Source organism: Microbacterium sp., from assembly GCF_047972865.1.
Lineage (GTDB): Bacteria > Actinomycetota > Actinomycetes > Actinomycetales > Microbacteriaceae > Microbacterium.
Genome location: NZ_JBKEAY010000102.1, coordinates 1 through 11,507 on the forward strand (window position 1 = coordinate 1; position 11,507 = coordinate 11,507).

General features: G+C 68.7%; 13 protein-coding genes. 6 read left to right on the forward strand and 7 right to left on the reverse strand.

The window, feature by feature from the left end; translation table 11 throughout:
- Positions 1–690 (forward strand): hypothetical protein (locus ACK5KK_RS06305; protein ID WP_416889240.1); only part of this gene is annotated, 690 nt, incomplete at its 5' end.
- Positions 691–777: 87 nt separating this feature from the next.
- Here ACK5KK_RS06305 and ACK5KK_RS06310 read toward each other — a convergent pair.
- From ACK5KK_RS06310 to ACK5KK_RS06320, 3 genes are all read right to left on the reverse strand, one after another.
- On the reverse strand, positions 778–1,707 hold the full coding sequence (locus ACK5KK_RS06310) for a glycine betaine ABC transporter substrate-binding protein (RefSeq protein ID WP_416889241.1): 930 nt from the start codon (positions 1,705–1,707) through the stop codon (positions 778–780).
- A 66-nt stretch (positions 1,708–1,773) separates the two neighbouring features.
- Entirely contained in the window at positions 1,774–2,712 is a 939-nt protein-coding gene (locus ACK5KK_RS06315) for an ABC transporter permease (protein WP_416889242.1), read from the reverse strand.
- Positions 2,712–4,016: a quaternary amine ABC transporter ATP-binding protein gene (locus tag ACK5KK_RS06320; protein WP_416889243.1), complete on the reverse strand. Its 1,305-nt coding sequence runs from the start codon at positions 4,014–4,016 to the stop codon at positions 2,712–2,714. Before ACK5KK_RS06320 ends, ACK5KK_RS06315 begins: the two co-directional genes overlap by 1 nt.
- 361 nt (positions 4,017–4,377) lie before the next feature.
- Between ACK5KK_RS06320 and ACK5KK_RS06325 the strand changes: the two genes are divergently transcribed.
- From ACK5KK_RS06325 to ACK5KK_RS06335, 3 genes are read left to right on the forward strand one after another with little or no spacing between them, the layout of a single operon-like run.
- Positions 4,378–4,752 carry a GntR family transcriptional regulator gene (locus tag ACK5KK_RS06325; protein ID WP_416889244.1) on the forward strand — a complete coding sequence of 125 codons (375 nt, stop codon included), beginning with the start codon at positions 4,378–4,380 and terminating at the stop codon, positions 4,750–4,752.
- Positions 4,749–5,657: an ABC transporter ATP-binding protein gene (locus tag ACK5KK_RS06330; protein WP_416889245.1), complete on the forward strand. Its 909-nt coding sequence runs from the start codon at positions 4,749–4,751 to the stop codon at positions 5,655–5,657. Before ACK5KK_RS06325 ends, ACK5KK_RS06330 begins: the two co-directional genes overlap by 4 nt.
- Positions 5,654–6,409 carry a hypothetical protein gene (locus tag ACK5KK_RS06335; protein ID WP_416889246.1) on the forward strand — a complete coding sequence of 252 codons (756 nt, stop codon included), beginning with the start codon at positions 5,654–5,656 and terminating at the stop codon, positions 6,407–6,409. Before ACK5KK_RS06330 ends, ACK5KK_RS06335 begins: the two co-directional genes overlap by 4 nt.
- 75 nt (positions 6,410–6,484) lie before the next feature.
- On the opposite strand, the gene ACK5KK_RS06340 is transcribed toward ACK5KK_RS06335, so the two are convergent.
- Entirely contained in the window at positions 6,485–6,772 is a 288-nt protein-coding gene (locus ACK5KK_RS06340; protein ID WP_416889247.1) for a chorismate mutase, read from the reverse strand.
- Positions 6,773–6,867: 95 nt separating this feature from the next.
- Between ACK5KK_RS06340 and ACK5KK_RS06345 the strand changes: the two genes are divergently transcribed.
- Positions 6,868–7,830 carry a DUF1266 domain-containing protein gene (locus tag ACK5KK_RS06345; RefSeq protein ID WP_416889248.1) on the forward strand — a complete coding sequence of 321 codons (963 nt, stop codon included), beginning with the start codon at positions 6,868–6,870 and terminating at the stop codon, positions 7,828–7,830.
- A gap of 9 nt (positions 7,831–7,839) precedes the next feature.
- Entirely contained in the window at positions 7,840–8,919 is a 1,080-nt protein-coding gene (locus tag ACK5KK_RS06350; RefSeq protein ID WP_416889249.1) for an AI-2E family transporter, read from the forward strand.
- Positions 8,920–9,054: 135 nt separating this feature from the next.
- Here the strand turns inward: ACK5KK_RS06350 and ACK5KK_RS06355 are convergent, their stop codons facing one another.
- From ACK5KK_RS06355 to ACK5KK_RS06365, 3 genes are all read right to left on the reverse strand, one after another.
- A complete protein-coding gene (locus tag ACK5KK_RS06355; RefSeq protein WP_416889250.1) occupies positions 9,055–9,579 on the reverse strand; it encodes a lactonase family protein in 525 nt (174 codons plus the stop codon).
- Positions 9,462–10,244 carry a beta-propeller fold lactonase family protein gene (locus ACK5KK_RS06360; protein WP_416889251.1) on the reverse strand — a complete coding sequence of 261 codons (783 nt, stop codon included), beginning with the start codon at positions 10,242–10,244 and terminating at the stop codon, positions 9,462–9,464. The genes ACK5KK_RS06355 and ACK5KK_RS06360 overlap by 118 nt, the downstream gene beginning before the upstream one ends.
- Positions 10,245–10,452: 208 nt before the next feature.
- Positions 10,453–11,507, reverse strand: a 1,055-nt coding sequence (locus ACK5KK_RS06365; RefSeq protein WP_416889252.1) for an adenylosuccinate synthase, incomplete at its 5' end; no start/stop codon positions are given.

An 11,507-nucleotide genomic window follows, 5' to 3' on the forward strand; every position in this document is an offset into this window, starting at 1 on the left:
GGGGGGTACTGGTGGCTGATCTTTCCCCTCGTGGGGGTCGCCGGGGGCATGATGAGTCGCTGGGATCAGATCTCCCGCCGGCGCCATCGTCGCCGGATCGAACTCCTGCAAGCGAGAACCGAGTTGACTGCGGCACAGACGGCGGCCCGGGCATCGGAACCGAAGCCGCTTACCAAACCGTCGCCCTTGCCGGATCAGCTCGCGAAGCTGTTCCGGGCGCACGACGAGGTCACCCGGCGGTGGCTGCAGTACGAACTCGACGTTGCCAAACTCATCGCCTTTCCCGCCATGAGCGACGGACGGCAACCGCTGACGGCGGCCTTCCTGCGCGCCAAGAAGGTCGCCGACGGCCTGCGCCCCGCGTCGGCCGAAGCTGGGGTGTCGGCCGACGCCGTCGCCGAGTACCGGGCAGCGGTCACCGACTATGAGGTGGCCTTCGACGTGGCCGAACGCGAAGCGCGCCGACTCAAGGATGCCGACTTCTCCGAGACCGAGCGCCGCCGCCTGCGCACGGCGCAGCAACTGCTGGCCACCGCGGTCGACCAGACAGCGACGCCGCCCGAACGGCTGCTCGCCTACCGTCGGGCCCGCGCCGAACTCGACGGCCTGATCGCGCTGTCCGACGAGGCCGTCGAGATCCTGAAAAGCAGGGTCGCGCTGCCGCTGGAGCAGCCGCGCGACGACGGGTGATGTCGGCGTCTGCCCGACCGGGTCGGACGACGAACGGGGCCCAGCGCGAACCGGACCCCGTTCCTGCGCGCCGTGCGCGCGATCGTGTCAGTCCGCGATCTGCGTCGAGAACGCGTCCGGGTAGGCTGCGAGCCAGGCCGAGATCGCCTCCGCCTCGTTGCCCTCGCCGTATTCGTTGACGACCATGTCCTCGAGCGCACCGTACTCGGCGTCGTCGAGCTGGATGCCGGCGATCAGCTCGGCCGCCTCCGGGTTCGCGGCCGCGAAGCCGGCGGTCCCCAGGAAGTGCAGCGCCTCCGGGTCGCCCATGGCACCCTTGGGGTCGTCCAGGTCCTTCAGCCCGTAGGTGGCATTCGCCCAGAACGGACGCCACGAGGTGACCACGATCGGCTCCTCGTCATCCACCGCCGAGCCCAGCTCGGTGAGCATCGCCGCCGTTGAGGACGTGATCAGCTCGTAGCTGTCCTCAAGGCCGTACTCCGGGATCATGACCTCCTGGGTCTGCTTGGTCAGGCCCGCCCCGGGCTCGATGCCGTAGATCTTGCCGTCGAACATGTCGACATTGTCGGCGAGGTCGTCGATCGAGGAGATCTCGACGTAGTCCGGCACCGCGATCGTGAGCTTGGCGCCCTCGTAGTACGCGCCCAGATCTTCGATGTCGTCGCCATAGGTCTCCATGTAGGAGGCATGCGTCAGTTCGGGCCACGCGGACGGGTAGATGTCGACGTCGCCCTGAGCGAGCCCGGTGTAGAGCGGCCCCGCCTCGGTCAGCGTCTGCATCTCGACGGTGTACCCGATCTTCTCCAGCTGGTTCTGCAGCAGGTAGGCGGTGCTGAGCCCGTCCGTCCACGCCGGCAGGAATCCCAGGGTGATGGTGCCCTTGTCGGCCGTGGCCGCGTCGGTTGCGTCGCCGCCCGAGCCACCGGTGTCGCCACCGGTATCGGTGGCGCATCCGCTCAGGACCAGTGCGGCGGCCCCCACGAGTGCGGCGATGGCGATGCTGTGTCGCTTGTTCATACGTATCCCTTTCTGTATGTCTGCATCGGTTTCGTATAGATCTGTGTGGCGCCTCGTCGGCGCCTGTTAGGCGCCGACGAGCTGGTCGGGGGCCGAGGCGCTCTCGGCCTCGGCAGTCGCCGCCCGCCGCCGCTCTAGGCGGCGCGTCGCCAGCACGTTGCGCAGCGAGCCCGGGTAGTCGTGCGGGTTGCCCAGGGCTGCCGTCACGCGGTCGAGGAACACCGCCAGCAGCACGACGCCGAGCCCTGCCTCCACGCCGTCGCCGGTGTCGACCGTCGAGATGGCTTGCACGACGAGCTTTCCAAGCCCGTCGGCGCCGGCCATCCCGGCGATGACCGCCATCGACAGGGCGAGCATGATCACCTGGTTGACCCCCGCCATGATCGTCGGCATCGCCAGCGGCAGCTGAATACCCCGCAGGATCTGACCGGACGACGCACCGAAAGCCTGGCCCGCCTCCACCGTCTCGGACTCGACGCCGCGGATACCGAGCTCGGTCAGGCGCACCCCGGGGGGCAGCGAGAAGATCACGGTGGCAACCAGTCCCGGGACGACACCGATGCTGAAGAACACGATGGCGGGGATGAGGTACACCATGGCCGGCATGGTCTGCATGAAGTCGAGGATCGGCTTCATCACCGCTCCGACGGTATCGTTGCGCGCCGACCAGATGCCGAGCGGAATCGCGATCGCCAGCGCCACCGCGGCGGCGACGATGACCAGTGCGAGCGTCTGCATCGCGGGCACCCACAGGTCCATGCCGAGGATCACGAAGAACGAGATCACGGTGCCGAGCGCGAGAGCCCATGAGCGCACGTACCAGGCGAGCAGCGCGGCGAGCACCACGGTGACGGCGAACGGGGTGGCCACCAGCATGTCGGTGAGCCCGTCCACGAGGAATCGCACGACCATCGCTACGACATCGAGCAGGCCTTCGAGGTTGTCTTTGGCCCAGTCGACGGCGCTGGCGATCCCGTCGCCGATCGGGATACGGAAACCGTCCATCAGCGCACTCCCTCCTCGCTGCCGGTGCTGCCGCCGACGACATCCGTCGCCTCTGCCAACACGGCGTCGATCTCCTCCTGCGGCACCGGCGGCAGCGGCAACGACAGTTCGCCGGTGGCGCCCGGGCCGGGACCGAGCGCGGCGAGCAGGGTCACTCGGGGGATGACCCCGACCAGCCGATCGTCGGCATCGACCACGGCCAGCGGCAGCGGAGACTCGACCGAGGGCACGAACAGGTTCATGAGGACCTCAGCCTCGTGAACCTGCTGGTGCACCGGCGCGATGATCGATTGCAGCGACGATTCGCCGCGGCGGATAAGTCGCATCGCATCGCGGTCGCTGACGTAGCCGCGCAGGACCCGGTCGCGATCGACGACGAACGCACCGCCCATGAACGCTTCACGCATCTGTTTGAGCGCGGTACGCGGGCCTGCGCTGTCGGGGACGACTGCGACGGGACGCTCCATGACGTTCGCCGCGGTGAGCACCCGGGCACGGTCGACGTCTTGCACGAACTGCTCGACATAGTCGTTCGCCGGATCGGTGAGGATGTCCTCCGGCGTGCCGATCTGCACGATCCGCCCCCCGCGCATCACCGCGATGCGGTCGCCGAGAAACATCGCTTCGTTGAGATCGTGCGTGATGAACACGATTGTCTTCTGCAGTTTCTGTTGCAGGTCGAGCAACTGCTCCTGCATCTCGCGGCGGATGAGCGGATCGAGCGCGCTGAAGGCCTCGTCCATCAGCAGGATGTCGGTGTCGGCGGCGAGGGCGCGGGCGATGCCGACGCGCTGCTGCATGCCGCCGGAGAGCTCCGACGGATACTTCCCGCCCCAGCCCGCCAGGCCGACCATCCCGAGGATCTCCTCCGCGCGCGCCTGGCGGTCGACCCTGGCCGTGCCGCGCAGCTCGAGCGGGTAGGCGACGTTGTCGGCGACGGTGCGGTGCGGCAGGAGCGCGAAGTGCTGGAACACCATCGAGATGCGGTCGCGGCGCAGTTCGCGCAGTTGCGTCGCGGTGGTGTCGGTGACCGATTCGCCGTACACGCTGATCGAGCCGCTGGTGGTGTCGAACAGCCCGTTCAGCATGCGGATGATGGTCGACTTGCCCGAGCCGGACAGCCCCATGATCACGAAGATCTCGCCGCGCTTCACGTCGAAGCTGGCATCGATCACGGCGGCGGTGCCCTGGCTGGCGACGTCGTCGCGCGACTCGCCCGCCTGGAGCCTCCGCACGACCTCGTGCGGGTTGCGTCCGAACACTTTGAACAGATTTTTCGCCTCGAGGGCGAGGGTGGCACTCACGATTTCTTGCCTCAAGGGCCCGCGCGTCCGGGCCGCATTTCGGTCACGCCCGGGTGGAGATCCTCGGCGCGGCGACCGTCGAGCACACCACACGTCGGCGACACACATCGGGTCCGTCGCCCCAGACCTCCGACCGTACGCTCGTCTCCCGCACCGCGTCTGGTGTCCGCTGAAGAACGAGCGCGGACTGGTCGTCGGGCCCGCAGGCCCGCCCCCACGGTAACGAGGAGGCCGAGCAGTCGCAACCCGTCGGCCACGGGCCGGCCCCATCGACACCGCACCGTTATCTTGTGCGGGCTTGACAATGTCGCAGCCTGTTGGTTACCTAGTCAAGTAACTAACCAGTGTGGTGGAGGTATCCGTGATCGATGACGGTCGACCCCTGTTCCTGCAGATCGCGGAACAGGTCGAGGACGCGATCATCGACGGCAGCCTGACCGAGAACGACCGCGCGCCGTCGACCAACGAGCTCGCCGCCTTCCACCGCATCAACCCCGCCACCGCCGCGAAGGGAGTCGCGATGCTCACCGACAAGGGTGTGCTGGTCAAGCGACGCGGCATCGGCATGTTCGTCGCCCCCGGCGCCCGCGAACTACTCCTGTCCGAACGTCGCGCCGCCTTCGCGAGCCGCTACCTCGATCCGCTCCTGGCCGAAGCGCGCACGCTCGGCCTCACCCCCGGCGACATCGCCCGCATCCTGCACGAGCGCGCCGCCACGGAAGGAATCCCGCAATGACCACCGTGATCGAAACGACCGGCCTCACCAAGCGATACCGCTCCACACCCGCTCTCGACGCCGTCGACGTCGCGATCGAGGAGAACACGATATACGGCCTGCTCGGCCGCAACGGCGCCGGCAAGACGACGCTCATGTCGATCCTGACGGCGCAGAACGTCGCGACCAGCGGGCGGGTGCGCGTGTTCGGTGAGGATCCGTACGAGAACGCCCGCGTGGTCAGCCGGATGTGCTTCGTGCGCGAGAGTCAAAAATATCCGGACGACGCGACGCCGCAGCAAGCGTTCCGCGTCGCGCGCCTCTTCTTCCGGGACTGGGACGAGCAGTTCGCGCGGCGTCTCATCGACGACTTCGGCCTTCCGCTGGATCGCCGCATCAAGAAGCTCTCCCGCGGCCAGCTCTCCGCCGTCGGCGTCGTCATCGGTCTCGCGTCCCGCGCCGAGGTCACCTTCTTCGACGAGCCCTACCTGGGGTTGGATGCGGTGGCACGACAGCTCTTCTACGATCGGCTGCTCGAAGACTATGCCGAGAGGCCACGCACGATCGTGCTGTCCAGCCACCTGATCGACGAGGTGGCCGACCTGCTGGAGCAGGTGCTCGTCATCGACGGGGGCCGCATCATCATGGCCGAGTCCACCGAATCGGCGCGGTCTGCGGCGACGAACCTCGTCGGCGACGCCGACGCCGTCGAACGGTTCGCGGCGGGGCACGAGGTGATCCATCGCGAACACCTCGGCCGCACCACGAGCGCCACCGTGCTCGGAGCCTTCACGGCCGAGCAGGACCAGGCGATGCGCGCCGCGGGCGTGGAACGCGGCCCGGTGTCGCTGCAGCAGCTCATCGTGCGTCGCACCCAGCATCCGTCCGCCGCCACAACCGCCCTGACAGAAGGAGCACTGCGATGACCTCCGTCGCTCTTGCCGCCCGACCCGCCCCCAGCGGCCGGCTCTGGGGGGTCGTGCGCCTCCAGTTCGTCAACCGCCAGACCTTTGTGTGGATCCCGTTGATGGTGCTCGGTGGCTCGTGGGTGATCACGTTCGCCATCTTCGCGATTCTCGCGGGGGCGGAGATCACGACCTCCGGAGCCCCCGGCGACGGCAGCGTCACCGTCATCGGGGGAGCGCAGGCCCCGATGTGGTACTTCCTCGCCGCCGGCGCGCAGGCCCTCGCGTACACCTTCCCGTTCTCGCAGGCGGTGACGGTGACCCGGCGGGAGTTCTTCGTCGGATCGCTCCTGGCCGCCGCCCTGAGTGCTGCGGGCATGGCGCTCGTCTTCGTCGCTCTGGGCCTGATCGAGCAGGCCACCGACGGGTACGGTTTCGGCGCGGTGTTCGCGTACAACCCGTGGTTCTGGAGCGCCGGCGCTGTGGCAGCCTGGTTCGCGTATCTCGTCACGACGCTGCTCGCGTTCATCGTGGGCTTCTGGTTCGCGACGATCTACAAGCAGTGGGGAGCGGGCTGGCTCACCGCCACCATCATCGCCGCGGCGCTCGCCATCCTCGGCGTCGTGGGGTTCCTCACGTGGCGCGACCTATGGGCCGGCATGGGAGCGTGGATCGGGCAGATCGGCGTCGTCGGGCTGAGCTTCTGGGGGCTGGTCCTGGGCGCCGTGCTCGCGGCCGGGTCGTTCCTCACCCTGCGCCGCATGCCCGCCTGACCCGCCAGCTCCCTGCCGCCCAGGCCGGGCAGGGGGCGCCCGGGGGGGGCAGCCAACGGCGGCCGGGGGCGCGTGTCAGCCGCCGGCCGCCTCGGTGTGGTGGCGGATGACCTCGGCGACGACGAACGAAAACCACTTCTGGGCGAACTCGGGGTCGAGGTCGGCCTCCTCGGCCAAACGCCGCAGTCGAATGACCTGCTGTTCTTCGCGGGAGGGATCGGACGGCGGCATCCCATGCTCGGCCTTCAGCACACCGACCTGTTTGGTGCAGCGGAATCGCTCCGCGAGCATGAAGATCAGCGCCGCATCTATGTTGTCGATGCTGGCGCGCAGGCTGTGCAACTCAGCGGTGGCGTCGGTCATGATTCCTCCCGCCGCCGACCCTACCCTGTGCGGCGGGGTCGAATCTTCCGGGTGCCCTTGCGAGCGGCGGGATCCCGTCGCGGTAGCGTCATCAGATGGATAGAGACATTGTCATCAGTGTCATCTTCGGCGCGGCGCTGGTCATGGCGCTCGCTGGAGTGTGGTGGCTGAACAGGTGGTATCAGAGGTGGGAGGCACGTCGAACACAAGAGTTCCCCGACGTGTACGTCCAGACCGAGCTTTCCACTGGACAGTTCGCACGAGACCCCGAGGCGGTCGCCATGGCCGCCTCGGCCGCCTATGCCGTCCGCTTCGGCCGCTACGCCGACGAGTTCGCGTTCACGGACGTCGATGGGGTGATCACGAGGATGCTGGCGAGTTCCTGGTCCATTCGCAGCCGTGAGGACCTCGTCCTCCAATTGTGGTCGTTGCTCACGTGGGGGCACCGTGCCGATTTCGACGCCGAGCGCCTCGGTGTCCTGAGTCTGACGGGTGCCGAGCGCACCGAGTACCTGAAGACACTCAAGCGCGACGGTCGCCGGTCGTTGCGCAACCGCGAGGTCTGGGTGCGCGCGCGACGCATCGCCGAGGACGAGAAAGGAGCCGAACGCGTCGACTTCGCGGCTTTCGACCTGGTGCGCGTCATCATGTTGTGCCGCGCCGGCGAAGGTGCAGGGCTGCTGCCCGCCGACCTCGCGCGCGACACAGCGAACATCGCCGCCGCCGCGATCCAGCAGACGTACCGCTCATGGGACGCGTACACGCACGATGAGCTCGTCGGCCGCTGGCTCTGGGCAGCCAAGGACAGCGCTCACGAAGCGGAGAACCTCGCCCAAGAAGAGAGGACCGCGGCTTCGATCAACGTCCCCGAGGGAATCCGGACCGCGGTGCCGATCACAATGCGAGTACCGGATCGGTCGCTGCTGATCCTCCGAGAACTCGAGCGTATCGGTGTTCCTTGGCGAGCACCGATGTCGACATCGCGGCCCTGGGAGCGCGAACTCGCCGCGGCAGTCCAGCAGCCACCTTCAGCACGCGCACGGCAGGTCGACTCCTAGAGTGTGAACATGACCGATGAGACCCCGGCATCCCGCACTTTCTGGGCGAACCTGAATCGGCCGTTCAGCCTCGGCTTCTTCCTCGTGCTCGGCGGACTGGTGGCGATCGCCCTCGGCATGGCGATCACGCAGTTGGTGACGGTGTGGATCTACATCGCGTTCGCCCTGTTCGTGGCACTCGGCCTGGATCCGCTGGTGCGCCGGCTGCAGGGTCGCGGCCTCAGCCGCACGTGGGCGATCGTGGTCGTGTACTTCTTCTTCGCGCTGTTCGCCGCGCTCGTGCTGTGGTTGATCATCCCGACCGTCGTCACCCAGGTCGCGGAGTTCGTCGCCGATCTGCCCGCGACGATCGCCGCGTTCCGGCAGACGGAGTTCTTCGCGTGGGCATCGACGCAGCTCGGTGACACCGTGGCGAACCTGCTCGCGGAGATACAGAAGCTGCTGACCGACCCGGGCAACCTCGCGGCCATCGGCGGCGGCGTCGTGCAGGTGGGGGTCACGGTCGTGTCGGGCGTCTCGGGCCTGCTGATCATCGTCGTGCTGAGCCTGTACTTCCTGGCGACCCTGCCGCAGATGAAAGAGGCGTTCTATCGGCTCGCGCCGGCGCGCAATCGGCCGCTCACGCGCGATCTGACCGAGGAGATCACCGCGTCCGTCGGCAGCTACCTGGCCGGCATGGTGACCCTCGCGTTCTTCAACGCCGTGTTCACCTTCTTGCTCTACCTCGTCCTCGGCCTGCCGTTCCCCCAGTTGATGGCCGTGATCGCGTTCTGCATCACGGTCATCCCGCTCGTGGGTACCGTCCTGTTCTGGGTGATCGGGTCGCTCGTGGCTCTCATCAGCGATCCGCTGAGTGCGCTCGTGTTCGCGATCGGTTACCTCGTCTACATGCAGATCGAGGCATACGTTCTCACTCCCCGCGTGATGAACAAGGCCATCTCGGTGCCCGGATCGCTCGTCGTGATCGGGGCCCTCATCGGCGGCACTCTGCTCGGGCTGCTCGGCGCTCTGATCGCGATCCCGGTGACCGCGTCGATCCTGCTGATCATCAAGAAGGTGCTGATCCCCAAGCAGGATGCCCGCACCTGACCGGCCCGTGCCTTGCCCCGACCTGTCCCTCCGTGGATTCGTACTCTGCCGCCGGATTCGGATCGTCCCCGCCGCATGAATCCGAATCCACATGCGATCAACGAGTCTACGGCGTGCGGGCGGGCCCCCAGCCGGTCAGCGCGGGTCGGGCAGCAGGCAGGTCGGCGAGGGCGCCACGGTGCGGTGCCGCACGCGGCCGGGCGCACCCGTGCGCTCGTCGAAACCGAGCGAGGCGACCTCGTTCGACCGCTGCCCGGCGACCAGGATCGTGTCACGCACCACGACGTGGTGCCGCGGCCAGCGCACCCCCGCATCGGCAAGCGCGACCGGCGTGAACGCGGCGCCGTCGCCGCCCACGCGCAACACGGCGAGGGCATCCGACCCGCGGAGTCCCGCCACGACGAACGCGCCGTCGCGCGACAGGGCGATCTCGGCGGCGGTGTCGGTGTCGGGAAGACCCGGGGCGAGCGGGGCGCCGCCGACCAGGCGCCACGCACCGGCGGCATCCGGCGCCAGCGCGAACACCTCGCGCGACAGTTCCGTCACGACGAACAGGTGACCGCTCGGGTGCCACACCAGGTGGCGCGGTCCCGACCCCTGCGGCAGGGCGACCGCCTGCGCCAGCGCGAGCCCGGCGCTCTCGGCGCGCCACAGCCGCACGACGTCTCGCCCAGGTCGGTGGATGCCGCCCGCCCGCGCGGCAGGAAGATCGCCTGGTGCGCGCGCGACGGGCGGGCCTCGGGCACCCCCTCTGCTCGAGGTTCAGTCGCCGGGTCGGGTGCAGACTCGTCGGAGGCTCCGCCCAACAGATCGTCGTACTCGTCGCCGACCGCGGTCCGCAGGGCTCGGCGCGCGTCGGCGACGGCATCAGTGGCCCGCGACGACGGCCCGTCGTCCGGCCCATACGGGTCGATCGTCTCGGGTGCCACCGACGCCGCGCCCAGCCGCCCGGCGGCATCCAGCGGCAGGCGCACCAGCCGTCCGTCGCCCCAGCACGACGCCAGCAGCATGCGCCCGTCTGGGGAGACCGCGACGTGGCACACCGCGTACCCGACCGCAACGTCGGCACCGAGCGCCGTGAACGACTCCTGCCAGGTGCGCACGAACGCCCGCACCGACCCAGCGCCCTCGAGGGCGGCGTAGACCACGTCAATGGTCGGATGCCGGGCGATCCACGACGGCGAGCCGGCGACGGTCACGGCATCGGGCCGTGTCCCCAGCGGCCCCGACGCCAGCGGTGAATCCGGCGCTCCCGCGTGCAACACACCGATGCCTGCGGCGTTCCCCTCCTGGTCCGCGGTGTAGCCGCCCAGCAGAATCCTCACGGCCGCGCGCCTGTCGCGCACCCGGATCGGGCGCGTCCGGCGAGCGCGGGCGCGCAACCGACACCGACCTGTCCCTCCGTGGATTCGGCTTCTGACCCCGCTTTCGGATCATCTCCGCCGGATGGGTCCGAATCCGCGCGCGACCCTCTCCGAATCTGCACCGACCGGTGGGCAACAACCGGAGCGGGTATGGGGCGCAGCAAGGGTGTCAGTCCACCAGGTCGTGGCGCACGACGACGGCATCCCGCGCCGCACCGACCCCAACGACGGAGATGCGGGTGCCGCTCATCTGCTCCAACGCGAGCACGTAGTCCTGTGCGGCCTGCGGCAGGTCGCCGAACGATCGCGCACCGGAGATGTCCTCGCTCCACCCGGGCAGATACTCCAGGACGGGCGTGGCGTGGTGGAAGTCGGTCTGGTTGACCGGCACCTCATCGACGCGGGTGCCGCCCACCTCGTATGCGACGCACACCGGGATGCGTTCCAGGCCGGTGAGGATGTCGAGCTTGGTGAGCACGAGGTCGGTGATGCCGTTGACGCGCGTGGCGTACCGCGTGATCGGGGCGTCGTACCACCCGACGCGGCGCGGGCGCCCCGTCGTGGTGCCGAACTCGAAGCCGCGGTCGCGCAGGAAGTCGGCGTTCTCGTCGAACAGCTCGGTGGGGAACGGACCCGAACCCACGCGGGTCGCGTACGCCTTCGCGATGCCGACGATGCGGTCCAGCCGGTTCGGACCCACGCCGGACCCGGTGGCCGCGCCGCCCGCGGTGGCCGACGACGACGTCACAAAGGGGTACGTGCCGTGGTCGATGTCGAGCATCGTGGCCTGGCCGCCCTCGAAGACGACGACGTCCCCGGCATCCAGCGCGTCGTTGAGCAGCAACCCGGTGTCGCACACCATCGGACGGATGCGGTCGGCGTACGACAGCAGGTCGTCGACGACCTCGTCGACGGCGATGGCACGCCGGTTGAACACCTTCACGAGCAGATGGTTCTTCTGCTCCAGCGCCCCCTCGACCTTCTGCCGCAGGATGTTCTCGTCGAACAGGTCCTGCACGCGGATGCCGACCCGGTTGATCTTGTCGGCGTACGTCGGCCCGATGCCGCGGCCGGTGGTCCCGATCATGCGCTTGCCGAGGAAGCGCTCGGTGACCTTGTCGAGCGTGCGGTGGTATTGCGTGATGACGTGCGCGTTCGCACTGATCCGCAGCCGCGACGTGTCGATGCCGCGCGCCTTCAGCGCCGTCAGCTCGTCGAACAGCA

Excerpts from the sequence above, each read along its gene's own strand:
- ACK5KK_RS06310 (WP_416889241.1), bottom strand. The coding sequence starts at position 1,707 with ATGAACAAGCGACACAGCATCGCCATCGCCGCACTCGTGGGGGCCGCC.
- ACK5KK_RS06315 (WP_416889242.1), bottom strand. The coding sequence starts at position 2,712 with ATGGACGGTTTCCGTATCCCGATCGGCGACGGGATCGCCAGCGCCGTC.
- ACK5KK_RS06330 (WP_416889245.1), top strand. The coding sequence starts at position 4,749 with ATGACCACCGTGATCGAAACGACCGGCCTCACCAAGCGATACCGCTCC.
- ACK5KK_RS06335 (WP_416889246.1), top strand. The coding sequence starts at position 5,654 with ATGACCTCCGTCGCTCTTGCCGCCCGACCCGCCCCCAGCGGCCGGCTC.
- ACK5KK_RS06340 (WP_416889247.1), bottom strand. The coding sequence starts at position 6,772 with ATGACCGACGCCACCGCTGAGTTGCACAGCCTGCGCGCCAGCATCGAC.
- ACK5KK_RS06345 (WP_416889248.1), top strand. The coding sequence starts at position 6,868 with ATGGATAGAGACATTGTCATCAGTGTCATCTTCGGCGCGGCGCTGGTC.
- ACK5KK_RS06350 (WP_416889249.1), top strand. The coding sequence starts at position 7,840 with ATGACCGATGAGACCCCGGCATCCCGCACTTTCTGGGCGAACCTGAAT.